Origin of the sequence: Bacillus sp. AY18-3 (assembly GCF_008042305.1) — a bacterium.
GTDB lineage: Bacteria > Bacillota > Bacilli > Bacillales > Bacillaceae_G > Bacillus_A > Bacillus_A wiedmannii.
This window is the reverse complement of record NZ_QKQR01000002.1, coordinates 160,836-186,178: the sequence shown is the minus strand read 5'-3', so window position 1 is coordinate 186,178 and position 25,343 is coordinate 160,836. Positions and strand designations below refer to the sequence as shown.

Sequence of the window (25,343 nt, the reverse complement as noted above, 5' to 3'; positions counted from 1 at the left end):
ACTATATATACATCAAGTGGCGCCTTTCCATCGAAAGGCGCCTGTTTTTTGGAGGAAATTATGTTTGATCCAACTGCTTTTGATAATTTAAAAGTAATCGTAGAAGGTGCTGTTTATGATTTTGATTTACATGGAGATATTCTTGTAACAGATCGAAAAGATATGATGGACCTTGCCTCATTAAGTCGTATATACCATATTTCATTTCAATTAACAGAACCGTTCGAACCGGTAGTAAAAGCAACATTTTCACTATCTGTAGATGCAAAGAACTTGTCTGGTGAAATATTGGAAGTACCACAATTTACACCAGGTTGTGAAATGAAGTTAGCATTTTCATTCCCGATAGAAAAGCCAGAGGTAGTGTGTGAAGAAATTGAAAATTTCATGCATTCTATATGGGGAAAAGAAAGAATGATTACGCAGAAAATTTCATACGAATATAATAAGCAAGCGATTTCATATCATAATAAGGTAGAGGTTATATTTCAAAAAGCGATTACAGAAGACCATGTTGATGATTTAATAGCTGTTATTTCACACATGATAGAAACGGTGCGAACAATACAACATTTTCTTCAAAAATAGAGATAAAGGAGAAAAACAAATGATAAAAGATATGCAACCATTTTTACAACAAGCTTGGGAGAAGGCTGGTTTTAAAGAATTAACTGAAATTCAAAAACAAGCGATTCCAACTATTTTAGAAGGACAAGACGTTATAGCTGAATCTCCAACTGGAACAGGAAAAACATTAGCGTACTTATTACCCCTTTTACATAAAATTAATCCTGAAGTAAAACAACCACAAGTTGTTGTTTTAGCGCCAACACGTGAGCTTGTAATGCAAATTCACGAAGAGGTTCAAAAGTTTACAGCAGGGACTGAAATTTCAGGGGCATCTTTAATTGGTGGTGCAGATATTAAGCGCCAAGTTGAAAAATTAAAGAAACACCCGAGAGTAATTGTCGGTTCACCAGGACGTATTTTAGAATTAATTCGAATGAAAAAGCTAAAGATGCATGAAGTAAAAACGATTGTATTTGATGAGTTTGATCAAATTGTAAAACAAAAGATGATGGGCGCAGTACAAGATGTAATTAAATCTACAATGCGAGATCGTCAATTAGTATTCTTCTCGGCGACAATTACAAAAGCGGCAGAAGATGCTGCACGTGATTTAGCAGTTGAACCACAATTAGTACGTATAACACGTGCAGAGTCAAAAAGCTTAGTTGAGCATACGTATATCATTTGTGAGCGACGCGAAAAAAATGATTACGTAAGAAGAATTATGCATATGGGCGATGTAAAAGCAGTTGCTTTCTTAAATGACCCATTCCGTTTAGATGAAATTACTCAGAAATTGCAATTCCGTAAAATGAAAGCAGCGGCTCTTCATGCAGAGGCAAGTAAGCAAGAGCGTGAAGCAACGATGCGTGCTTTCCGCGGCGGGAAATTAGAAATTCTACTTGCTACTGATATTGCAGCACGCGGTATTGATATCGATGATTTAACACATGTAATCCACTTGGAGTTACCAGACACAGTAGACCAATATATTCACCGCTCAGGACGTACAGGACGTATGGGTAAAGAAGGAACAGTCGTTTCTCTTGTAACACAACAAGAAGAGCGTAAATTACTTCAATTTGCAAAAAAACTAGGCATCGTATTTACGAAGCAAGAAATGTTCAACGGATCATTTGTAGAAACGAAACCGAAAGCACCAAAGAAAAAGAAACCAGCATTTACTGGGAAGAAAAAGCCTAGATAAATAAAGAGAAAGACGTAACTATTTGTAGTTACGTCTTTTTTGTTTGTAATTGAATAACAAAGGGAATTTAAATGTACCTATCTTATAAGAAATATCGATAAAGGTAAATTATTTCTCATTTAGTTTTGTACCAGGAAGTAATATAAAGAGAGTCGAATATTAAACTGATGCGAAATAATTAAAAGAAGGTACATATATGGATAGGAAATTAGGAATGTTTTTAAATACGAAACATATTGAAGTAAATGAAGGAATAAAAAAGGCGAGAGAATGGAATTTAGAATGTATTCAATTATATGCTATGAATAAGAAATTCAACTTGGCTAATATTCCAATGGTAGAATGGAATACTTTAAAGAAAAGCTTATCTTTTAATGGAATAAAGGTTCCATCATTAGCGATTAGCTTTGGAGAAAATGGAATTGTGGGAACGGAAGTTGACAGTGAAATAGATCAGTTTAAATACATTACTGACAGAGGTTTGGAGCTGGGAGCAAAGATAATAACAGCTCATATCGGGGGAATTCCAGATGATGAAAAAAGTGAGTATTATAATAAAATGGAACGAGTTTGCTATGAGATAGGCGAATTAGCATTCAAATTTGGAGGGATTTTCGCAATTGAGACGGGTTCTGAAAAAGCGATAGTGTTAAAAAGATTTTTAGAAAATATAAATTCAAAAGGACTAGCGGTTAACTTTGACCCAGCAAATTTAATAAGTGATGTAAATGAAAATCCGGTAGGAGGTTTATTACTATTAAAAGATTATATAGTACAAACTCATATTAAAGATTGTAAAGAAGTAAAAAGTGATAGTTCGAGTAAGTATATAGAAGTAGCAGCAGGAAATGGTGAAGTGGACTTCGATATATTCTTCAAGGTATTAGATGAAATTAGATTCGACGGATATAACATGATTGAAAGAAATGATTATTTTGACGAATTGGATGGGATGAGTCAGTCGATAAATTTTGCAAAGAAGTACATATAAATTCAAAAGGAATAACGATAGTACCTGTAGAAACCTACATAGAATATAAAAACCATTAGGGGGAAATGAAATGATCCATAAAGTTGGACAAATTATGCTGTATGTAAATAATCAAGATGAGGCAGTACATTTTTGGACGGAAAAGGTAGGGTTTCATGTAGTTGCAGAGGAAGATAATAAGCAAGGAATGAGATGGATTGAGATTGCTCCGACTAGCGGTGCAGAAACGAGCATTATATTACATAATAAAGAAGTGATTTCTAAGATGAGCCCAGAATTAAATCTTGGTACACCATCTTTAATGTTCTTCTCAGAAAATCTTGATCAATTATATACAGATTTAAAAAATAAAAATGTTACTGTTGGTGAAATGGTAACAATGCCTTCTGGTAAAGTATTTAACTTTGCTGATAGTGAAGAGAATTATTTTGCGGTTATGGCAAAGAACAAATAATAATATTGCTATGTGAAAAAACCCCTCAAATATATTGAGGGGGATTACATGTTTGAAGTGGATTTTTCATTAGAGAGTTGATTAATAAGAAATGCCCCTTTTTCAATAGCTGTTTCAATATAACCAACGATTTGATCGAACGTAAATACTTGTAAGTTTTCATGTAAATGTTGCTCTGGATACAACATATCTTCAAAAAGATACTTTCGAAAAGCTAAAACGTTTTCTTTAGAAACCTCTTCAATATCTATAATGTGAGCCTCTTGATTGAGAAGAGAGAAGAGCCGTTGTTCTTTATCGTAATGATAAAGTAATTTTGCGTTCAATAATTTAAAGTCGTTGTAGTACATAGGCGCGATAGTTTCGTCATTTTCGATTCTGTTTTTAAGCCAAGGTAGAAAAAAGCCGCTTAGCCAATTATCATCGGCAATGAGGTGGGTGCAATAGCCTAGGAGAAAAGGGGACTCCATATAATCTTTATATTTATGAATAAATGATCCATAATCAATTCGTCTCGTATAGTCTTTTGTTGAGCCGGCGTAAAAATGTGAGGTGACTTTTTCTATCTTTGAATGCACAGCATCAGGGGCCACACCTCCAAGTATAAAAGAAGTTTTATCTTGAATCGATAATTTCTCGGCAATCCTGTTAGCGATAATAGCATGCATAATTCGTGATCCCATGAATGACACCTCGGTTTCAAGTATTCATTTCAGGAAGAGGACTGAACAGTTAGTATGACTTTCCCTGTACTTTTTCTACTTTCGACCCATTCATGTGCTTTCCCTGCATCTTGAAGTGGAAAAGATTTCGTAGCCTTAATTTGCAAACTTCCGTCACGTAAATAACGGAAAACTTCATTTGCAGTTTCTTGGAGTAGTTCAGGACGTTTTTTTCGTGTAGTACCAAAGCTAAAACCGAGTATAGAGCGGCAACTTGCGTGTAAATCTTTCGTTTGAAAGTTACCAATTTCACCGCTTGCATTTCCGAAATGAACGAGGCGACCGTAATAAGCAAGACATTTTAAACTTCTTTCCGAAACCGTTCCAGAAATAGAATCTAAAATTACATCAACCCCTTCACCGTTGGTCAGCTCATTGACTTTCTCTACAAAATCCTCATCCTGATGACAAATAACATAATCAGCTCCAGCATCTAAAGCTATTTTTCTTTTTACTTCACTCCCAACAGTACCAATAACGGTTCCAGCCCCTAATCGTTTTGCAAGTTGAATTGCTGTCGTACCAATTCCACCAGCCGCTGCATGAATGAGTACAGACTCACCTTGTTGAAGCCTTGCTACATTTGCGAGTAAATTATAGCTTGTAAAAGATACAATCGGACAAGCAGCTGCAGTTTGAAAATCGACTTCATCAGGTAAAGCAAAAGTAAGGTTTTCGTTTGCGACAACGTATTCTGCGTAAGAGCCATCTTGAGGAAAAGCAATGACACGTTGTCCAGGATAAATATTTTTCACATGAGAACCGACTCGTTCTACAACACCAGCGGCATCTATCCCTGGTATAAAAGGTAGTGCTTTATTTCCTTTTTTACCATAACGGGATTTAATATCGGCGAAATTTATACTAGTAGCAACAACGCGAATCAAAACTTGATCTTCTGAAATAGCCGGCATATCCACATCTGTATATTTCATCACTTCAGGACCACCGAACGACGTTACAATGATAGCTTTCATTATATATCCTCCTAAATTTGACTATATAAATCATTTTAAATGTTCATTAGAAATTGGAAAATTATATAATAGTTATGTGTGATTATAAGTGAAGCTTATGAACATATTGAATCATTATATTAATCTATATAAAAAAACTTTTGAAAAAATCGAACGAAATGTCAATTACTTGCCAATATATAGTGTAAGACAAAGGAGGGATGGTATGTGAAGGGTGAAACAGTGTATACAGATTTGATCCAATTAACTTTATCAGGCAATAAAGAAGCATATAGCAAGTTGTATGATAAAACGATTCAAGAAGTATATAAAACAGCACATTTTTTAATTGAAGATAAAATGGATGTAGATGATGTCGTTCAAGAAATATACATACAGTTATATGAATCGCTTCGTAAGTATGATAGCGAGAAGCCATTTAGACCTTGGCTAATTGGACTTGCGATTAAACAAATTCACTCTTATAGAAGAAAGAGGTGGATGCGATTACGAATTATAAAAAAAGTAGAAGAGCAAAGAAAACCGGAACAAATTGATTTTTCGAACGATGTTGTAAGTAAAATATCAAACAAAAAACTAATCGAACTCATTCATAAATTACCGTATAAATTGAAACAAGTTATTATCTTAAGATATTTACACGATTATTCACAAGAAGAAGTAGCACAAATATTACATATTCCAATTGGTACTGTGAAATCTAGAATTCACGCGGCATTAAAAAAACTACGTCAAAAAGAGCAAGTAGAAGAAATCTTTTTAGGAGAGGTAGGGAATGTGAAATGAGTTTAGATTGTAGAGTTAGAGAATCTATACAAGAAGAAGCGAATGGGATTATTGCCCCGCCGGAGTTAAAAGAAAAAGTAATCGTTCAAATAAAAATGAATCACGGCGGGAGTAAGATGAAGAGACGCCTTATTGCAGGAGTGCTTACAGCAGCATTTTTAATCCCAACGACTGGTTTTGCTTACCAATCTATTATGGCGGATGGTATATACGGGTCGTTTGAGAACTTAAAAAAACATGCCGGAGCGATGACATTAGAAGCGTATATGCGTTTTAATGCAAAGTTATCAGAAGCGAAAGACGAAATGGGTGCGAAGGAATATGAAGAGTTTACAAAAGAACTAAAGAAATTAACAAATGCAAAGCTTGAGTACGGGGATTCGAACGGTAATATTGATTATGATCAATTATCACCAGAAAAAAGAGAAGAAATGAAAAAGGTAAGTATGGGCCTTCAACCATACTTTGATAGATTAAATGGTCATAAATCTAGTAAAGAAATATTAACGCAAGAAGAGTTTGATCGCTATATGGAAGCTTTAATGACACATGAAATAGTACGAGTGAAGACTAAATCAACTGGTGGAATAAAAGCAGAAGATATACCTGAGGCATACAAAGAAAGATTTATGAAAGCAGAGCAGTTTATGGAGTATGTAGATGAAAAGGTGAGATAAGTAAAAAGCTCAAAGCCTAAGCTCTGAGCTTTTTTATTGAAACGTAAAATTATTAACCACCGATTCCTTTTGCTAGCGATAAGAAATATACAAATACTAGTATTACTGCATTTAATGCTGTACCACCTATTCCGAATAACCAATTCTTTGATGCGATCGCAAAAATAATACCGAGTAATGAAAGTATAACTAGAATCGCAATAATTAGAGTTAAATTTGCATTAGGTCCTCTTAAAATAAAGAAAGAACATATACTTGCGATAAACATTAGACACGAGAATCCAAAAAGTTTATACATAATAATTCTCCCTTATTTGAAGTGTCATTTAACTTAGTACACGATTTTCTTTAGTTTAACATAAATTTCCTAGTATATATTGAATATGTAAACAATAAAAAACGAGTATACAATCTACGTGATTGTATACTCGTTTTATTCTTACTTAAATTTCCTTACCGCATGAATAGCTACTCTTACAAGTAATATCGCATTTATAAATAAACCACCGTAACCAACGACACTTAAAAATTTGAACATTAGGTTCTTTTGCATACAATTCAGGGCAGAATTATCTTGATTTGCTTAATAAAGTGAAAGAGGGAAATCATTTAGTTATATTCCTTACTATTCTCCTTGTCTTTTTGTATAAAGCAATCTAAAAGGGAATAACCAGCTATTAAACTTATTATCGTAACAAAAGTAGTATTGATAAGAATAATATTAGTTAAATAAGGCAGGTATGCACCAACTGGTGAAAAGAGTAGAGCTGGAGAAAAGGAAATGAATAGCGTAGGCACAGTAATAGCGATAAATTTATCCGGTTGAAAGCGCCAGTTTTGTTTACTCGTTTCGCGATTAATGGATTGAAGGAATCGTAATAAAATGCCAACTATAAGAGGGAAGAGTGTAAAGTAGAATAATCTTGGATAAACGTTAAAGTTCACCTGTGCGTCTGTATCTAAATAAAATTGAATTTTCACTCCGACAAATAATAATAAGACGATAAATAAGGTGAAGCAGAGATATAGCATCACTTTTTGCATTACATTCCACCATCCTTTACTCAAAATATATTCAAAAAAAGAAGAGATATACAATAACTACTGTTGTATATCTCTTCTTTTACGGTTATTTAATAGTGGAGTTTGCTTTTTCTTGCTTCGTGAAATAATCTATAATGCCCATCGCACTAATTTCTATATCTAGATGTAAAATGTTGTAAACAGAATGATCTGATGGAACGTTTAACTTTGTAAGATGAGAAGAGATCTTATCCATTAATACAGTTTGTAAAGCTTTAGTCGCTTCATCGAAATCCGTGTACTGTTTAAAGATCTCTTTTCCAGTATGAACGAAAATAGGTAGCCAATGTTCCAGTTGGTTATATACTTCTGTAACATTAGAGGATGCACCGTAATGACCGAAATAAATAGTATCTACATTCATACTTTGAATGTGATTTTTAGAAGCAATCATCGCATCTGGTTGGAATTGTGAAGGGGACGTTGATGGTAAATATAGTTCGACACCAAGGTCTGCGAGTTCTCTATAATAAATTCCAATTGTATCGCCAGTAAAAATGCCGTTTGTTAATGAATCGTGAATGCTAATATGGTGTTTAGCATGTCCCGGTGTATCGTAAAATGTAAGTGTACGGTCTTCGGCAATTTTTAACGTATCACCATTTTGTACAATACGAACACGTTCTTCTTCTATAGGAAGAATTGGATCAAATAGTTTATCGAAATCTTCTTTGTATACAGCTTTTGCGCCTAAAATGAGTTTTGTTGGATCAATCATATGACGAGCACCGCGAGAATGCACATATAAAGTAGCGTTTGGGCATTTTTCCATCATTAAACCAGCAGCACCGGCGTGATCTAAATGAACATGTGTAACGATAATGTTTTTAACTTCGTTTAAATCAATATGTAATTGTTGTAAGCCGTCTAAAATATACGGAATAGAAGGGGCTGCACAAGTTTCAATTAAAGTAATATCGTCACCTACTAAAACGTACGTACCTGTTCGTTCATTATGTTGTAAATCAAAATCATCAATAAGATATAGGTGAGAAGATAATTGCTCTACTTTTTTCATCATTACCACTCCTTATTTACTATATGTTTCTATTATACGCTAAAATAGAAAAAAGGCAGAAAACGAAAGCTCGTCTTCTGCCTTTTTAAAGTGTTATTATTTCGTTTGTTCTTTATTGATAGACATAAGAAACAGTCCAACTATGCCACCAACGATTGGAAGCATAATTTCTCCTGCTAAATTAAAGTAGGAGCTTAAAAATAAACCATTTACATCGATTACCCAGCCAATCACATACAATAACATCATATATAGTACGAAATAAAACTCGCGATTTGAAATCGTTTCATGTTGTGCAGTTTTCATAATGAACACCATCCTTTTCTTTTATAATGGAATATAAACTGTCACATTTTGTTCACAATTTAATTGTAAAACTTTCCATCATAAAAGTCTAGTAGTTTGTGTCGAATTTTTGAACAGAAATAAAGCGCTATCATATTGGGGTGTAAGTACGTAATAAGAGCTGTATATTCATGAATGTAGTATAGTATAAACATAGAATGATAGTGAAGAGAGGGGTAAGGAAAATGACAGTTTATGATTTTTTAGCTAAAACGATAACAGGAGAAGATAAATCGTTAAAAGATTACGAAGGAAAAGCACTTCTTATTGTAAATGTAGCTAGCAAATGTGGTTTTACACCACAATATAAAGGATTACAAGAAGTATATGATAAATATAAAGACCAAGGACTAGAAGTACTCGGTTTCCCTTGTAACCAATTTGGAGGACAAGAACCAGGTACAGAAGCAGATATTACTAGTTTTTGTGAATTAAACTATGGTGTGAATTTCCCGATGTTTGCAAAGATTGATGTGAAAGGTGATAAAGCTCATCCTCTGTATACATACATGACAGAGCAAGCGCCAGGTTTACTCGGTATGAAAGCAGTGAAATGGAACTTTACTAAGTTTTTAATCGGAAAAGACGGGAAAGTAGTAGGGCGTTTTGCGCCGCAGACGAAGCCGGTGGATTTAGAGGTTGAGATTGAGAAGGTACTTGGAGAATAACTAGAAGTTTCACTTTATTAAAAAAGCCTCAAAGAACAATGTAGTTCTTTGAGGCTTTTTCTATCAATTCACATTATCAAGATTAAATCGCTGAATGGAAGTCATTTGATTTAGGCGGAGAGGCTGCTTTTTTCATAAGAATTTCCCATAAGTGTACGGATTTCTTCCATTCTGCTACGGCCTGTCCCTTTTGATACATAGCGTTCTCATAACTGAAAGTAAGTTGTTGCATATCGGCCGAATTGTAAAGTGTATCGATGTGGAGAGCATATTCTCGGAATGTTTGACTTTCCTCACGTGGTATACCAATTCTGCCAAATTGTTTTAAAAGTGCACCGTAAGCTTTGCTATAAACAGCATCATCTTTTCGGTATTTGTAAAAAAGAATAATAAAAAATGTAATCCATTTCATTCTATTAGCGAAGAGAATGTATCCGATGATACTAATTAGTATCGTAGAGAGGAATACGTACCACCAAGAAAGTCCATTTTTAGAATTTGTAAGCTTTTTAGTAGGAGCGTCTTCTGTATCTTCAATTAAACTTTTGGGCTTTGCTTCATTGTTTCTTTGGTGCATTTGCGCATTTTGAGACTTAGTTTCTTCGCTATTTTGTAAAGTAGGAGCAGGAGTATTATCTGTGAAATTATAGGGATTGGTAAATCCTTTTGTTGGTTCGAATGGAATCCATCCGTATCCTGGGAAATATACTTCGACCCAAGAGTGTGCGTTATCGTTCGCGATTTTATATACATCCTCACCTTCTGCACCAACTAGTGTGTTATCAAGAGTTCCTTCTGTATAACCTTTTACCCATCGAGCAGGAATCCCAGCAGAACGAAGTAACACAATCATAGATGTCGAAAAGTTATTACAGTAGCCGCTTTTTGTATCAAAAAGGAATTGATCAACATAATCTTGATTTTTGGCAGGGAACAACACATTCATTGTTTCATATACGAAAGAATGGTCGGTGAAGTAATTTTCAATAGCTAATACTTTATCATATCGGTTGTCTTTATCATTTGTTAGATTAACAGCTAAGTCTCTGACTCGCTGCGGTAATGATTCGGGAAGTTGCGTGTACTTTGTCATGAAATAAGGATTTGTTTCTTGGCCTTCATTCGTGTTTACAGCTTTCAATTTTTCTATGGAAAACTCCGGGACCTCATATGTTACTTTATACGATTGTAAAGTAGTAGAAGAGTCTCCGTCCATCGTATAGATTTTTTCAGAAAATGGGTCAACGCTGTATGATACATCTGAAGAAGCCTCAACTGATATTAACCCTGCTGGATAGGTAAGATGAGGATATCTTTTTTGCATGTTGATTGTTGCCATAGTTGTCTCCGTTTTTGTATTTTGTTCGTACCAGCTCACGACGTCGTTTTTATTTTTAAAAGAAACCTTTTTTTGATTTACAGAAACTTCCCAGCCTTTTCCTGTATAAAAATCTTTCGTTTCGACTCTCCAATATTGTTTATTTTGCGTTTGTGCTGTGAAAACAATTGTAGGATCTGCCTTAAAAGGACCGCCTAATCGTGAGTCATCTAAACCATACCCAATTTTAGAAACTTCTTGTTTTTTACTTGCTTCGGATGTGTTGAATTTTAAAAAATCCATTTGGTTTGGCCATTGAGGGCCAAATTTTGGAGCAAAGTATGCGATAGTTGCTGACAATACAATAAATATTGTAAGAGGTTTAAGTAATTTTGAGATTTCTCTAGCATAATTTTGTAAGTGTTCCATCTCTTTTATTCGTTCTATGCGGAGAAGACTAAGCATAAAAAAGCCGATGACAACAGTACGAATAATAGCGTAGTTTGCATGATATAAATGTAAGTTATGAAAAACGGTGATATAAATAATAGTCAATATAAGAAATAACAGCCCACGTTTTTTATGAATCATCCAAAAAGAGATGAAAGCACTCAAAAACCAAAAGGATAAAAAAAATAAAAGTGTTGGAAAAACTGGAGAAACCTCTAGCAAATTCCCCTGAAATAACAAGGAGGCATTTCGAGAAATATCAGTAAAAAATTTCATTAGCCAAGATGGATTTATAATAGCGTTTTTATAATATAAGAAATGAATGATGAATAAAATCGTGACGATCTTTATTGGAATCTGCCATTTTATTTGAAAAAAAGAGAGAGTGAAGCAAATCCCTATAAATATTACGAAAACATCTAATCTACCTACGTTTGTAATACCTACGAGGGGCCTTAGCCATTCTAGTAAAAGTAGAAATGCGCATGCATGCATGAAAAATCTAGTCATATCCCATTGTTTTTTTGCCTGTAATGTTATCATTTGCTCACCTCAAAAAACACGTTTGTATACTGGTTTCCATAAACCACATTTACAAATATTTGTCGTTTTTGTAGAGTTTCTAGAATACTGAGTTCTCGGTGTGAGAGTTGATTTGCTTTTTCTTTTACGACAAACACCATTAATTTTCTATTTTTTATAGCAGCAAAGTCAGCCGCCTTTTGAATATCGGGAGAAAGATCGCTTGTCACGAGTATAATCGTGACGGGCTCATAAATTTTTCTTAATTCCATTTCTACACTCCGGGAGAGCGGGAATACACTATCTGCTTGTACCTTCGCTAAATGACAAAAGATTTGATGTAACTGACTATCTCCATTGTCTAAAGGGAAAAAAGTTCGTTCTTTTCCGACAGATACGAATGACGCCGGTGAATTTTGCTTCAAGACAGACCTGACAATAGAGGCAGTAAATGTGACGACTGATTCGAATAGAGGGGATGGGGTTCTGTCCATGAATATCATAATATTATGGCTGCGCTGTTGTTCAAACTCTTTCGTCATAATGTTGTTTGTTCGTGCAGTTGCTTTCCAATCAATCCACGAAAAGCGATCACCAGGTTTATATTCCCTGACACCGACAGAAATGGTAGAGTCTTTTACTAAATTTATATTTGCTGAAAGTGCTCCTTGTTCGAAATGATTTTCCATTTGTCGATATGTTATATCTACATACTGAGGGTAGACTAAAAATGTATCTGGAACTGAAAAAGTTACTTCTTTCTCCATCATACCGAATAGATCGCCAGTTTTGACACGTACGCTTGAAAAAGAGTGCTCTCCTCTAGGGATTGTGTCAATTGCATATTGAAACGAAATATTTCGTTTCAATCCTGGAAAGAGTATTACTTTATTCATATTCGTTTGTTTACAATTTGTAAATTGTGATGGCAGTTCATCTTCTATAATTAAATAAAGTAAGGGAAAAGGGAAACTTCTTTTTATTGTAATCGTACTTAAAAATGGTTCTCCTGCTACATATTCGTCTTGATTTGTTCTTCGTTTTACCTCGGCGTTCCGTAAAGCAAAGAAGGGAAGCAATAGTGAATAAAGGCCAATAGGAATCGCACTGTAAAACAAAAACCAACTTACAAACCCTCCTTGAAGCATAGCGTATACAAATGTTAAGACTAGGCATAACGGAATGAGTGATAACTTAGTAAAATGATAGAGTGCTCGTAGTATCCGTTTCATCAAAGGTTCATCTTCCTTTGAGTAGGTACGGTAGTTCGCGCAACGATTTTTGCGATAACTTGTTCTCCTGTTATTCCTTCAAATTTTGCCTCCATTTTTAGAATGAGTCTGTGAGCTAACACGTAGGGAGCTAAAAATTTAACATCGTCTGGAATAACATAATTTCTGCCATGGATGAATGCATAAGCTTGTGAAGCTTTCATTAAAGCAATCGAGCCACGTGGACTTGCACCTAGTTGAATAGAACTATAAGAACGAGTCTGACTAACAAGCTTTACAATGTAATGCTTGATTGCTTTGTCCATGCTTATTTCCCGTACGCTCTGTTGTAAATAAAGTAATTCTTCTATTTTTGTAATAGCTTGTAAATGGGAGAGGGGATTTGTTTTTTCCATCCTGTTTAAAATTTCAAATTCTTCTTCTTGTGTAGGATATCCCATTTTTAGTTTCAATAAGAAACGATCGAGCTGTGCTTCTGGTAAAGGATATGTTCCCTCATATTCGACCGGATTTTGGGTAGCCATTACAAAGAACGGTTTTGGTAACGGTCTTGTCATGCCATCTATTGTAATATTGCCTTCTTCCATACTTTCAAGTAAGGCAGATTGTGTTTTTGGAGATGTACGATTAATTTCATCAGCAAGTATAAAATTCCCCATGATTGGTCCAGGCTTGAACTCAAATTGGAGCTCTTTCGGATTATAAATAGAAACACCTGTAACATCTGACGGCAGTAAATCAGGTGTGAATTGAATGCGCTTGTAATCAGCATCAATTGATTTAGAAAGTGCACGTACTAACATTGTTTTCCCAACGCCAGGCACATCTTCTAATAGTACATGACCTTCTGCTAAGAGAGCTGTCAAAGCTAAGATCGTTTCTTTTCGCTTTCCGACCATTAACTTTTCAATATTGTTAATTATTTTTTCTATAATGGGATGTAATGAGTCAAGCTGGTGCATCGTAATCCTCCTAATTTTATTATCGTTTTCTAATCTATTTAGTGAAAAATAGAATGTATCCGTCTAATTGCGGGCAGTAAAGATTCTATCTTTAATTCTGAGAATATTCAGATTATTTATCACGATTACATCTAGTATAATTGTTTCCGTAACTTAGGGCAATATGGTAAATAATGATTTCTCGTTTTATGTGAAATACGTTTTGATATAGAATAGTATCGTCGGTAAAAGTAGAAGAGGGGAAGGAAAGGAAAGATTGACCTCAATGAGCAAAATAAATAGCGTAGGAAACCCTACGCGTAAAGTTTGGAACATATATTAATACGCCTTGTGATTAAAATGTATATGAATAAAATAAAGTCGGCTTCACATGAAGAGGCCATCTATTTAAATTATTACACTCCTTTATTTTTTATCTTTTTTATATTCTTTTCGTTTATTTAACCAAATATGAATCAATTCTACCAATTCCATTGTTTCAATCTCACAATATTCTCCTTTACCATCTTCGGCTAAATTGTCTAACACAGTAGTTGTGTCGTTCCGGATTTCTAAACCGCAAATGTTGCCATTTACTACTACATAATTTTTTCTCTGTTTAAAACACTATGTATTTCTTCTAAAATCCAATCTCGAAAAGCTGAAACTTCAATTCCTAAAAAAGTTTCAACAAGTTTTATTTCTTGAGGAAGTCTCATAACTAAATCACTACTGTTAAGTACTTCAAAACTATATGGATATTTCATGACTATTTTACTCTTTTATTTCTGGCTTTAGTGACTCTATTTACTCTATTTACTTCTCTATTAAGGTAATAAATTCTTATACTATCATTACTCTTGTCTTACTTACATTTATAGTAAAAGTAGATTGTTATTAAACTTATTTATCCAATATCTCTCTGATGTAGGTATGAGTTCAGTGAAATCTTCATATGTACCTATCCAATCTTTTGGTACATAGTTTTCGTATGATGCCGGTTCTGGAAACATTGAATATAGTATTTTATTATCAAAGTTAATTAATAAGACTGGACTATAATCTAATAGATCTTCTCCTGCATTCTTCCTTTTAATATTTTCAAGTAGTAAATAATTTAATTCTTCTTTAGTTGTTTTATATTGATTAATCCTTACTAAAAATACTTCTACATTTTCATGATCTAATACTTTTATTCCATTTCTTTCTCCCGTTTCATCATTATCTTCAATGCTTATACCTAAATTTTTATATGCATTATCTAATTTATTATAATCTAAAAACCATAGTTCTTTATCTGTTACATACCACCTAAACTCATTTTTATATATGACGGCTACTATAATGTTTTCTGCATAAAGCGGTTCTAATATCATAATCTACTCCTTTTATTATTATCTTAATATCCTGCCATTCTGGTGTATTCTTCTCTTCATTCAATCCAAGTTGCTGGCAAATTATATGGATTTCCTGGCGTTTTTGGTTCAACTATTTTCAGGATATTTACCCTTATTATGGTGGATTGAAAGTATTGTATTTTCATTTATAAACTTATCTTACGATTTAGGCAAATCAAATTTAACTATTCCCAAATTACTTCCGCTATTATATAAGAAATTTTTTGCACGCTCATTTTAATCTGTACTACATCTTAAACTTTGCTAGAAGCAAGGAAGTAATTTAACAGTCAGTGAAGGATGTGAACCCTCCACAACGATTAGATTTTCACTTTTTTATATTTGTTCCGGAATTTTTGACAATCTCTTGAACTGTGCGAAATGTCACATCTGTATTTTACAACCCCTCTTATAGTAAGGGTATGGAAGAGAGACGTATTAAAGGAGTGAACAGTATGAAGAAGAAACCTTCAGCACTAATGAGACGTTTAAAATATTTTTCACCAATAGATCGTTATAACGATAATCATACACAAGAAACATATGAAGATCGTGAATGGGAGAATGTGTACAGAAAGCGTTGGCAGCATGATAAAGTAATTCGTTCTACACACGGCGTGAACTGTACTGGCTCATGTAGTTGGAATATTTATGTGAAAGATGGAATTGTAACTTGGGAAGGGCAGGAGCTTAACTATCCGACTACAGGTCCTGATATGCCTGATTTTGAACCGCGAGGATGTCCGCGTGGAGCAAGTTTTTCTTGGTATATTTACAGTCCACTTCGTGTGAAATATCCGTATGTACGTGGTGTTCTTTGGAATATGTGGCAAGAAGAATTACAAAATAACGAGTCACCACTAGACGCTTGGAAAAGCATTGTGGAAAACCCTGAGAAGGCACGTACGTATAAGCAGGCGCGTGGTAAAGGGGGATTCATTCGTGCGAATTGGGATGAAGTGTTACAACTCGTTTCTGCTTCATTACTATACACAGTAATGAAATACGGTCCAGACCGAAATGTTGGTTTTTCACCAATTCCAGCTATGTCGATGTTAAGTCATGCAGCTGGTAGTCGCTTTATGCAACTTATGGGTGGACCGATGCTTAGTTTCTATGATTGGTATGCAGATTTACCACCAGCTTCTCCTCAAATTTGGGGCGATCAAACAGATGTACCAGAAAGTAGTGACTGGTATAACTCTGGTTACATTATGACATGGGGTTCAAATGTACCGATGACGAGAACACCAGATGCACACTTTTTAGCAGAGGTTCGATATAAAGGAACGAAAGTCGTTTCTGTCAGTCCTGACTTCGCTGAATCTACAAAGTTTGCGGATGATTGGATTAGTGTGAAACAAGGTACAGATGGTGCGCTTGCGATGGCAATGGGGCACGTAATCTTACAAGAATTTTACGTAGATAATCAAGTGGAATACTTCACAAAGTATGCGAAACAATATACTGATTTTCCTTTCTTCGTCACATTGAAACAAAAAGGGGATCAATTCGTTGCTGATCGTTTCTTAAATGCTTCTGATATTGGACGCGAAACGAAGTTAGGGGAATGGAAACCTGTACTTTGGAACGAGAATACGAATGATTTTGCAACACCGCACGGCACAATGGGGTCACGTTGGGATAATGAAAAGAAATGGAACTTACGTTTAGAAGATGAAGAAACAGGTGAAAAGATTGATCCACGTCTTTCTTTACTTGGAATGGAGGATAGTGTTCAAACTGTACAAATTCCGTACTTCTCTGATGATGGAAACAAAGTATTAGAACGAACAATTCCAGTGAAAAAGGTTATGACAGAAGAAGGTGAAGTGTTCGTTACAACTGTATACGACTTAACGTTAGCAAATTACGGTGTGAACCGAGGGCTTGGCGGACAAGAGCCGAAAGACTTCAATGATGACGTACCGTTTACACCTGCATGGCAAGAGAAAATGACAGGAGTACAACGTGAGCTTATTATTCAAATCGCTCGTGAGTTCGCACAAAATGCTGTTGATACGAACGGTCGCTCAATGATTATTGTCGGAGCTGGTATTAACCATTGGTTTAACTCTGATACGATTTATCGCGCAGTTTTAAATCTTGTACTTCTCGTCGGAGCGCAAGGTGTAAACGGCGGTGGTTGGGCGCATTACGTTGGTCAAGAAAAATTACGACCAGCGGAAGGATGGCAAACAATCGCGATGGCAAAAGATTGGCAAGGGCCACCAAAATTACAAAACGGTACATCTTTCTTCTATTTCGTAACAGATCAATGGCGCTATGAAGATACACCAGTGGGACATTTAGCATCACCAGTGGAAGGCAACTCTCGTTATCAACATCACGGTGATTACAATGTATTAGCGGCACGACTTGGCTGGTTGCCTTCGTATCCGACATTCGAGAAAAATGGGATTGAATTATATAAAGAAGCTGTTGCTGCTGGTGCAACAACGCAAGAAGAAATCGGGAAATACGTTGCACAAAAATTAAAAGAAAAAGAACTGAAATTTGCGATTGAAGATCCAGATAATAAAAATAACTACCCGCGCAACTTATTCGTATGGCGTGCAAACTTAATTTCAAGTTCTGGTAAAGGACATGAATATTTCTTAAAACATTTGTTAGGTACGACAAACGGATTAATGAATGACGATAGTGATTCGTTACGACCAGAAGAAATTAAGTGGCATGAAGAAGCACCAGAAGGGAAGTTAGATTTACTCATTAATTTAGATTTCCGTATGGCTGGAACAGCACTTTATTCTGATATCGTCTTACCTGCTTCAACTTGGTATGAAAAGCATGATTTAAGTAGTACAGATATGCATCCATTTGTACATCCATTTAATCCAGCAATCGGTTCGCCGTGGGAAGCGCGCTCTGACTGGGACATTTTCACTTCTCTTTCTAAAGCTGTGTCTGATTTAGCGAAGAAAATCGATCTTGAACCAATGAAAGAAGTTGTTGCAACACCACTTCTTCACGATACACCACAAGAATTAGCGCAACCACTTGGCAAGATTAGAGATTGGAGCAAAGGTGAGTGTGAACCGATCCCAGGTAAAACGATGCCACAAATTCATGTTGTCGAAAGGGATTATAAAACGATTTATGACAAAATGACTGCGCTAGGACCAAATACCGGAAAACAGCCAATTGGTACGAAAGGGATTTCTTGGTCTGCGGAAAAAGAATATGAGCAATTAAAGAGCCGATTAGGAGTCGTTCGAACGGATTCTATTGCGAAAGGTTGCCCAGACATAAAAGAAGCAATTAATGCTGCTGAAGCGGTATTAACACTTTCTTCTACAACAAACGGTCATATGGCTGTAAAAGCATGGGAAGCACTTGAAAAACAAACGGATTTAAAACTACGTGATTTAGCAGAAGAACGTGAAGAAGAATGCTTCACATTCGAACAAATTACAGCGCAGCCGAAAACAGTAATTACTTCTCCAGCATTTACAGGTTCAGAAAAAGGTGGACGCCGTTATTCACCATTTACTACAAATGTAGAACGTCTCATTCCTTGGAGAACAATCACTGGTCGACAATCTTTCTATTTAGATCATGACATGATGAAAGAATTTGGTGAAACGATGGCAACATTTAAACCAATTCTGCAACATAAGCCGTTCCGTAAATCACGGCCTGAAGTAGAAGGGAAAGAAATTACTTTAAACTATTTAACACCACATAATAAGTGGTCAATTCATAGTATGTATTTCGATTCATTACCGATGTTAACGCTATTTAGAGGTGGTCCAACTGTTTGGATGAATAAAGAGGACGCTGCAGAAGCTGGCGTTGCAGATAATGATTGGATTGAGTGCTTTAACCGTAACGGAGTTGTTGTAGCGCGTGCTGTTGTAACGCACCGTATACCGAGAGGAATGGCATTTATGCATCATGCGCAAGATCGTCACATTAACGTGCCTGGTACGAAATTAACAAGCACCCGCGGGGGAACGCATAATAGTCCAACCCGTATTCATGTCAAACCAACACATATGATTGGCGGATATGGTCAATTAAGCTATGGATTTAACTACTATGGTCCGACTGGTAACCAGCGTGACTTAAACGTAGTAATTCGTAAACTGAAGGAGGTAGATTGGCTTGAAGATTAAAGCACAAGTCGGAATGGTAATGAATCTAGATAAATGCATCGGCTGCCATACTTGTAGTGTAACGTGCAAAAACACCTGGACAAATCGTCCAGGTGCTGAATATATGTATTTCAATAACGTAGAAACGAAACCTGGTATTGGTTATCCAAAGCAATGGGAAGATCAGGATAAATATAAAGGTGGCTGGGAATTGAAAAATGGTGAAATTCAGCTGAAATCCGGTTCGAAAATGAAGCGCCTTATGAATATTTTCCACAATCCAGATCAACCAACAATTGATGATTACTTTGAACCTTGGAACTATGATTATGAAACGTTAACAAATAGTCCGCAGCGTAAGCATCAACCAGTTGCTCGTCCGAAATCAGCAATTACGGGTGAATTTATTGACAAAATTGAATGGGGTCCAAACTGGGAAGATGATTTAGCAGGCGGACATATAACAGGATTGCAAGACCCGAACGTAAAGAAAATGGAAGAAGAAATTAAAACGGATTTTGAAAATGTCTTTATGATGTATTTACCGCGCATATGCGAACACTGTATGAATCCATCTTGTGTATCTTCGTGTCCATCGGGTGCGATGTATAAACGTGAAGAAGATGGGATTGTCCTTGTAGATCAAAATGCATGTCGTGCTTGGAGATTCTGCGTATCTTCTTGTCCGTATAAAAAAGTGTATTTTAACTGGCAAACGAATAAAGCTGAAAAATGCACAATGTGCTTCCCGCGTATTGAAGCGGGTATGCCAACGATTTGTTCGGAAACATGTGTAGGACGTATTCGATATATTGGGGTAATGCTATATAACGCTGACAAAGTAAAAGAAGCGGCGTCTGTTGAAGATGAAAAAGATTTATATGAATCTCAGCTTACTGTTTTCCTAGATCCAAATGATCCAGAAGTAGCAGCTGAAGCGAAAAAACAAGGGATTCCTGAAGAATGGATTAAAGCGGCACAACAGTCGCCAATCTATAAAATGATTATCGATTGGAAAATCGCTCTACCTCTTCATCCAGAGTATCGTACAATGCCAATGGTTTGGTATATCCCACCGCTTAGCCCAATTATGAACATGGTGGAGGGGAAAGGTAGTAACTGGCAAGCAGAAGAGATTTTCCCTGCTATTGATAATATGCGTATTCCAATTCAATATTTAGCGAATTTACTCACTGCAGGAGATGAATCACATATTCGTCTTACGTTGAAAAAAATGGCTGTTATGCGAACGCATATGAGAGCATTGCAAATTAATAAAGAACCAAATGAATCGGTATTAAAAGAACTCGGCTTAACGAAACTGGATGTAGAAGATATGTATCGTCTTCTTGCTATCGCGAAATATAAAGATCGCTTCGTCGTTCCGGCCACTCACCGCGAGCAAGTTGCAGATTTATATAACGAACAAGGGAGCTGTGGTTTATCTTTCGCAGGTGGCCCAGGCTCTTGCACGACAATTTCTTAAATAATGGGGGCGGAAAAATATGAAACAAAGTTTACAAACTGCTTTTTCATGTTCTTCATTCCTTCTTTCCTATCCGGAACTCGGGTGGAGAGAAGCTTTAACTGAATTGCAAGAAGAGATTGAAGCGATTGAACAGGAAGACGTTAAAGCAGCACTTACAGCATTTATAAAGCAAGCGCTGGATAAAATGGATGATCAATTAATTGACTGTTACGTATATACATTTGATTTTGGTAAAAAGACAAATATGTATTTAACTTATATGAACACAGGCGAACAAAGAGAAAGAGGTATTGAATTACTAGAGTTAAAGCAGCATTATAAAAAATCTGGTTTTGAAGTAACAGATAAAGAACTACCTGATTATTTACCGTTATTACTCGAGTTTTTTGCCAATGCAAATGAGCAAGACAGTGAAGAAATTATGAGTAAATACAAGGAAAACATACAAGCATTACACGTTCAGTTAAAAGAAGCAGATAGTATGTATGAACCAATTCTTGCGGCTGTTCTACTCGCTATCGATACATGGGGTGTACAGACAAATTAGAAAGGAGAGTTGTCAAAATGATGGATCAATTTCTATGGGTATTGTTTCCCTATATCATTTTTGCAATCTTTATCGGTGGGCATATTTTCAGATACAACTATGATCAATTTGGATGGACATCAAAATCTAGTGAACTATTAGAAAAGAAAATGCTCCGAATCGGAAGTCTATTATTCCACTTTGGGATCATGTTCGTAATTGGCGGTCATGTTATGGGGATTTTAATTCCAGAGGCTGTATACCGTTCAATAGGTATTTCGGAGCATATGTATCATGTAGTAGCAATTAGTTTCGGACTTCCGGCAGGTGTTGCTTCTATCATCGGTTTAATTATATTAACGTACCGCCGCGTAACAGTAAAACGTATCATTGCAACGAGCACAAAGGGAGATTATATTGCGCTTATTTTATTACTTATCGTAATGCTAGCAGGGCTTTCCTCAACATTTTTAAACATCGACTCAAAAGGGTTTGATTATCGTACAACGATCGGTCCGTGGTTCCGAAGCCTTTTCATTTTCCAACCGAAAGTTGAATATATGATGGAAGTACCTGTATGGTTTAAAATTCATATTCTTGCAGGAATGGGGCTTTTCGCAGTATGGCCATTTACAAGACTAGTACATGTATTTAGTGCCCCAATTAAATATATAAGCCGTAGTTATGTAATTTACAGAAGACGTATTCCAAATGAATTGAAAAAATAATGTTGTTTTATATGTTTAGTAACTTATAAAGAAAGCCGAGATCTAATTGGAGACCTCGGCTTTCTTTATAGGTATAAGTATCTAAATAAGACGCTAATCAATACTACAAACAGAAGCAGAGCAATCTTCACAAGCAATTTCACGTTTTAAAAATTGTAAATCGTGGATTGTAATCTTTCCTTTATGAATAGAAATTGTACCTTGCTTTTTTAATTCATTTAACATTCGATTTACACTTTCGCGTGAAGTTGCACAGAAATTAGCGAGTTCTTGATTCGTTAACGGTAAATCGATGAGAATACCATTTTCTTTTAATACACCGTAACTATTTGTCATTCGAATGAGAGTAGAATAAAGGGCACCTTTTTTGCCGTGTAATACTAAATCTCGGAACTTCGTTTGCATTCTTCTTAAATGTTCACTAATCCATTTCATAAATTCAAATACAAGTGCGGGCTTTTGGAGTAATTCTCTTTCTAACGCTTCACGCTTTATAACGCCTACTTCAACATCTTCAAGGCATTTTGAATTTAATAAATACTTCGCATCGTCCGTGAACAATGTTAATTCTCCAATAATGTCATATGCCGAACAAATTCGAAGTGTTAATTCTTGTCCGTCAGCACTAAGTTTACTAATTTGTACTTTTCCTGAGTGGATAATATAGAGTTCGGTTGCCTCCATACCTTCTTGAAAAATAAAACTACCTTTTTTTATCTGCATTTTATATTCAACAGATGCAAGTAATTCCTTTAAATCTTGAGATAATTTCATACTGTTTGTCACAGCAATCACCTTTCTTCTTATAAGCAATCCATTTCCTATTTTGAGTGTAAGTATGCTGGAAATGCAAGAGCTATTTTAAAAATATAAGTGAAATTTCAATGACCGTAAGGAGTAGGCACTGAAGATGTGAACAAAATTCGAACGGATTTGTGAAGAATTTTCGAATGGGGAAAGTGATGTGAGAAAAGTCACATTGAATATGTAGCTTCTTTTTTATAATAAAGGCAAATGAAAAATTGAAAACTTACTAAGGATTGCAGCAGAAAAGAAGGGATATAGATGTACGAGAAAATGAAAGATTCTTTAGAACGTCCACTTCAAGATTTACGTATTTCAGTTATTGATCGTTGTAATTTTAGGTGCACATATTGTATGCCTGCTGAAGTGTTCGGACCTCATTACGCTTTTTTACAGGAAGAGTTTTTATTATCTTTTGATGAAATAGAGAGACTAGCTAGGTTATTTATAAGTATGGGAGTTGAAAAAATTAGACTTACTGGCGGTGAACCGTTATTGCGTAAAGACTTACCGAAGTTAATCGCAAGGCTTGCAAAGTTAGAAGGCTTAAAGGATATTGGGCTCACAACAAACGGTATTCATTTAGCAAAACAAGCTAAGGCGTTAAAAGACGCGGGATTAAAACGTGTAAATATTAGTTTAGATGCGATAGAGGATCACGTCTTCAAAAATATAAATGGCCGAAATGTAAGCACAAAACCTGTATTAAAAGGAATTGAAGCAGCAAAGGCTGCAGGATTAGAAGTAAAGGTAAATATGGTCGTAAAAAAAGGAATGAATGATAGCCAAATCCTACATATGGCTCGTTATTTTAAAGAACAAGAAATTCAGCTTCGTTTTATTGAGTTTATGGATGTGGGCAGTACGAACGGATGGAACTTTGAACAAGTTATTACGAAGGAACAATTAATAGAGAAGATTAATCGCGTATATCCGATTGAGCCTGTTCAACCTCGTTATTTTGGAGAAGTTGCGAAATTGTATCGATATGTAGGGAGCGATGCCGAAGTTGGATTTATTACTTCAGTATCTGAGTCATTTTGTTCTTCTTGTACGAGAGCTCGTATTTCGGCAGACGGCAAGTTTTATACGTGCTTATTTGGAGAAAAAGGAACGGATTTGCGAACGCTTCTTCGAGAAAATATTTCGGATGCCTCACTATTAAAAATTTTACAACATACATGGCGATATAGAACAAATCGATATTCAGATGAAAGAACGGTGGAAAGTACAAATAAACGTCCAAAAGTTGAAATGTCATACATTGGCGGATAGCGAAAGGAGGATTCTCTATGCAAGAGCGATATTCAAGGCAAGTATTGTTTTCTGGAATTGGTGAAATGGGACAAAGCAAAATAAGAGAAAAGCAAGTGCTCCTAATCGGTGTGGGTGCACTAGGAGCTGCAAATGCGGAAGCGCTCGTTAGGATGGGAATTGGGAAATTGACAATTGCCGATCGTGACTACGTCGAATGGAGTAATTTACAGCGGCAACAGTTATATACAGAAGAAGATGCAAAGCATTGTAAACCGAAAGCAATTGCAGCGGCAGAACATTTAAGAAAGATTAATTCTGAAGTGGAAATTGTACCAGTTGTAACAGATGTCACAATGCAAGAAATAGAAGAGTTAACAAAAGATGTGGACCTTATCATAGATGCGACTGACAATTTCGATACGCGTTTACTTATAAATGACATTTCACAAAAAGAGAATATACCTTGGATATACGGCGGATGCATCGGGAGTTACGGTGTAACGTATACAATTCTTCCTGGGAAAACACCATGTTTTCGCTGTCTAATGGACCATCCTATGAGCGGTGCAACATGCGATACAGCCGGAATCATTCAGCCAGCTGTACAAATGGTTGTTGCTCACCAAGTAACAGAGGCGATGAAAATATTGGTGGATGATTATGAGTCGTTAAGAGGGACGATGTTATCATTTGATATTTGGAACAATCAATATCTCTCATTAAAAGTAAATAGACAGAAAAAAAGTACATGTCCATCTTGCGGAAAATCACGAACGTATCCAAGTTTAACATTTGAAACGCAAATGAAAACGGAAGTGTTATGCGGACGGAATACAGTTCAAATCCGTTCAGGAATAAAGAAAAATCTTAATTTAAACGAAATTCAAAAACGATTACAAAAGAGTGTACATGTCAAAAAAACGCCATACTTACTATCATTTCTAATTGATGAATATCGTTTCGTTTTATTTACAGACGGTAGAGCATTTATTCATGGGACAAATGATGTGAAAATAGCAAAACGATTATACGCAAAATCTATAGGATGAACAGAAAGAGCGTT

General features: G+C 35.6%; 25 protein-coding genes and 1 pseudogene. 13 read left to right on the top strand and 13 right to left on the bottom strand.

Features of this window, described 5'->3' with window-relative positions; genetic code table 11:
* Positions 1 to 60: 60 nt before the first annotated feature.
* The 4 genes from DM800_RS01465 (at position 61) to DM800_RS01450 (ending at position 3,222) form a co-directional block, all read left to right on the top strand.
* A complete protein-coding gene (locus tag DM800_RS01465) occupies positions 61 to 588 on the top strand; it encodes a hypothetical protein (RefSeq protein ID WP_141499182.1) in 528 nt (175 codons plus the stop codon).
* Between the two features lie 19 nt (positions 589 to 607).
* Entirely contained in the window at positions 608 to 1,777 is a 1,170-nt protein-coding gene (locus DM800_RS01460; protein ID WP_000588608.1) for a DEAD/DEAH box helicase, read from the top strand.
* A 196-nt stretch (positions 1,778 to 1,973) separates the two neighbouring features.
* Positions 1,974 to 2,768, top strand: coding sequence for a sugar phosphate isomerase/epimerase family protein (locus DM800_RS01455; RefSeq protein ID WP_098088318.1), 795 nt, complete (start codon positions 1,974 to 1,976; stop codon positions 2,766 to 2,768).
* Between the two features lie 70 nt (positions 2,769 to 2,838).
* Positions 2,839 to 3,222: a VOC family protein gene (locus DM800_RS01450; protein ID WP_147786263.1), complete on the top strand. Its 384-nt coding sequence runs from the start codon at positions 2,839 to 2,841 to the stop codon at positions 3,220 to 3,222.
* 44 nt (positions 3,223 to 3,266) lie between these two features.
* Here the strand turns inward: DM800_RS01450 and DM800_RS01445 are convergent, their stop codons facing one another.
* Entirely contained in the window at positions 3,267 to 3,905 is a 639-nt protein-coding gene (locus DM800_RS01445) for a zinc dependent phospholipase C family protein (RefSeq protein WP_098088316.1), read from the bottom strand.
* Positions 3,906 to 3,934: 29 nt separating this feature from the next.
* Positions 3,935 to 4,921, bottom strand: coding sequence for a quinone oxidoreductase family protein (locus DM800_RS01440; protein ID WP_097889458.1), 987 nt, complete (start codon positions 4,919 to 4,921; stop codon positions 3,935 to 3,937).
* A 207-nt stretch (positions 4,922 to 5,128) separates the two neighbouring features.
* Between DM800_RS01440 and DM800_RS01435 the strand changes: the two genes are divergently transcribed.
* Both DM800_RS01435 and DM800_RS01430 read left to right on the top strand, forming a co-directional pair.
* On the top strand, positions 5,129 to 5,707 hold the full coding sequence (locus DM800_RS01435) for a sigma-70 family RNA polymerase sigma factor (protein ID WP_098088314.1): 579 nt from the start codon (positions 5,129 to 5,131) through the stop codon (positions 5,705 to 5,707).
* The gene (locus tag DM800_RS01430; protein WP_147786262.1) at positions 5,704 to 6,384 is read left to right on the top strand and encodes a DUF3600 domain-containing protein; all 681 of its coding nucleotides are present in this window, start codon (positions 5,704 to 5,706) and stop codon (positions 6,382 to 6,384) included. Before DM800_RS01435 ends, DM800_RS01430 begins: the two co-directional genes overlap by 4 nt.
* Positions 6,385 to 6,436: 52 nt before the next feature.
* Here the strand turns inward: DM800_RS01430 and DM800_RS01425 are convergent, their stop codons facing one another.
* The 5 genes from DM800_RS01425 to DM800_RS01405 all read right to left on the bottom strand — a co-directional run bounded on the left by DM800_RS01425 (position 6,437) and on the right by DM800_RS01405 (position 8,791).
* Positions 6,437 to 6,682, bottom strand: a complete 246-nt coding sequence (locus DM800_RS01425) for a hypothetical protein (RefSeq protein WP_147786261.1) — start codon at positions 6,680 to 6,682, stop codon at positions 6,437 to 6,439.
* A 141-nt stretch (positions 6,683 to 6,823) separates the two neighbouring features.
* Positions 6,824 to 6,937: an ABC transporter gene (locus DM800_RS01420; protein WP_255446924.1), complete on the bottom strand. Its 114-nt coding sequence runs from the start codon at positions 6,935 to 6,937 to the stop codon at positions 6,824 to 6,826.
* 56 nt (positions 6,938 to 6,993) lie between these two features.
* Positions 6,994 to 7,428 (bottom strand): hypothetical protein, encoded by a 435-nt coding sequence (locus DM800_RS01415; RefSeq protein ID WP_116443146.1) that lies wholly within the window; start codon positions 7,426 to 7,428, stop codon positions 6,994 to 6,996.
* Positions 7,429 to 7,513: 85 nt separating this feature from the next.
* Positions 7,514 to 8,485, bottom strand: a complete 972-nt coding sequence (locus tag DM800_RS01410) for an MBL fold metallo-hydrolase (protein WP_098133686.1) — start codon at positions 8,483 to 8,485, stop codon at positions 7,514 to 7,516.
* Positions 8,486 to 8,581: 96 nt separating this feature from the next.
* The gene (locus DM800_RS01405) at positions 8,582 to 8,791 is read right to left on the bottom strand and encodes a DUF3925 family protein (protein WP_088609027.1); all 210 of its coding nucleotides are present in this window, start codon (positions 8,789 to 8,791) and stop codon (positions 8,582 to 8,584) included.
* Between the two features lie 224 nt (positions 8,792 to 9,015).
* Here DM800_RS01405 and bsaA point away from each other — a divergent pair, with 224 nt between their 5' ends.
* Positions 9,016 to 9,498: a glutathione peroxidase gene (gene bsaA / locus DM800_RS01400; protein WP_147786260.1), complete on the top strand. Its 483-nt coding sequence runs from the start codon at positions 9,016 to 9,018 to the stop codon at positions 9,496 to 9,498.
* A gap of 82 nt (positions 9,499 to 9,580) precedes the next feature.
* Here the strand turns inward: bsaA and DM800_RS01395 are convergent, their stop codons facing one another.
* The 5 genes and pseudogenes from DM800_RS01395 to DM800_RS01375 all read right to left on the bottom strand — a co-directional run bounded on the left by DM800_RS01395 (position 9,581) and on the right by DM800_RS01375 (position 15,337).
* Complete coding sequence (locus tag DM800_RS01395) at positions 9,581 to 11,809, bottom strand: transglutaminase TgpA family protein (RefSeq protein ID WP_147786259.1); 2,229 nt, start codon at positions 11,807 to 11,809, stop codon at positions 9,581 to 9,583.
* Positions 11,806 to 13,020: a DUF58 domain-containing protein gene (locus DM800_RS01390; protein WP_147786258.1), complete on the bottom strand. Its 1,215-nt coding sequence runs from the start codon at positions 13,018 to 13,020 to the stop codon at positions 11,806 to 11,808. The genes DM800_RS01395 and DM800_RS01390 overlap by 4 nt, the downstream gene beginning before the upstream one ends.
* Positions 13,020 to 13,982 (bottom strand): AAA family ATPase, encoded by a 963-nt coding sequence (locus tag DM800_RS01385; RefSeq protein WP_147786257.1) that lies wholly within the window; start codon positions 13,980 to 13,982, stop codon positions 13,020 to 13,022. The genes DM800_RS01390 and DM800_RS01385 overlap by 1 nt, the downstream gene beginning before the upstream one ends.
* 405 nt (positions 13,983 to 14,387) lie before the next feature.
* A pseudogene (locus tag DM800_RS01380) lies at positions 14,388 to 14,728 on the bottom strand (hypothetical protein).
* Between the two features lie 108 nt (positions 14,729 to 14,836).
* On the bottom strand, positions 14,837 to 15,337 hold the full coding sequence (locus DM800_RS01375; RefSeq protein ID WP_088609031.1) for a hypothetical protein: 501 nt from the start codon (positions 15,335 to 15,337) through the stop codon (positions 14,837 to 14,839).
* 476 nt (positions 15,338 to 15,813) lie between these two features.
* On the opposite strand from DM800_RS01375, the gene DM800_RS01370 reads away from it, so the two are divergent.
* Genes DM800_RS01370 through narI form a run of 4 tightly spaced genes read left to right on the top strand, consistent with a single transcriptional unit; the run spans position 15,814 to position 22,219 of the window.
* Positions 15,814 to 19,497: a nitrate reductase subunit alpha gene (locus tag DM800_RS01370; RefSeq protein ID WP_147786256.1), complete on the top strand. Its 3,684-nt coding sequence runs from the start codon at positions 15,814 to 15,816 to the stop codon at positions 19,495 to 19,497.
* Positions 19,487 to 20,962 carry a nitrate reductase subunit beta gene (narH, locus tag DM800_RS01365; RefSeq protein ID WP_098088297.1) on the top strand — a complete coding sequence of 492 codons (1,476 nt, stop codon included), beginning with the start codon at positions 19,487 to 19,489 and terminating at the stop codon, positions 20,960 to 20,962. Before DM800_RS01370 ends, narH begins: the two co-directional genes overlap by 11 nt.
* A gap of 19 nt (positions 20,963 to 20,981) precedes the next feature.
* On the top strand, positions 20,982 to 21,512 hold the full coding sequence (gene narJ, locus DM800_RS01360) for a nitrate reductase molybdenum cofactor assembly chaperone (protein WP_098088295.1): 531 nt from the start codon (positions 20,982 to 20,984) through the stop codon (positions 21,510 to 21,512).
* A gap of 17 nt (positions 21,513 to 21,529) precedes the next feature.
* On the top strand, positions 21,530 to 22,219 hold the full coding sequence (gene narI / locus DM800_RS01355; protein WP_000969212.1) for a respiratory nitrate reductase subunit gamma: 690 nt from the start codon (positions 21,530 to 21,532) through the stop codon (positions 22,217 to 22,219).
* 93 nt (positions 22,220 to 22,312) lie between these two features.
* Here narI and DM800_RS01350 read toward each other — a convergent pair whose 3' ends face one another.
* Positions 22,313 to 23,005 carry a Crp/Fnr family transcriptional regulator gene (locus DM800_RS01350; RefSeq protein WP_000185186.1) on the bottom strand — a complete coding sequence of 231 codons (693 nt, stop codon included), beginning with the start codon at positions 23,003 to 23,005 and terminating at the stop codon, positions 22,313 to 22,315.
* A gap of 279 nt (positions 23,006 to 23,284) precedes the next feature.
* On the opposite strand from DM800_RS01350, the gene moaA reads away from it, so the two are divergent.
* Complete coding sequence (gene moaA, locus DM800_RS01345) at positions 23,285 to 24,298, top strand: GTP 3',8-cyclase MoaA (protein ID WP_098088294.1); 1,014 nt, start codon at positions 23,285 to 23,287, stop codon at positions 24,296 to 24,298.
* 17 nt (positions 24,299 to 24,315) lie between these two features.
* Complete coding sequence (locus DM800_RS01340; protein ID WP_098088291.1) at positions 24,316 to 25,329, top strand: molybdopterin-synthase adenylyltransferase MoeB; 1,014 nt, start codon at positions 24,316 to 24,318, stop codon at positions 25,327 to 25,329.
* The last annotated feature ends 14 nt before the right edge of the window (positions 25,330 to 25,343 follow it).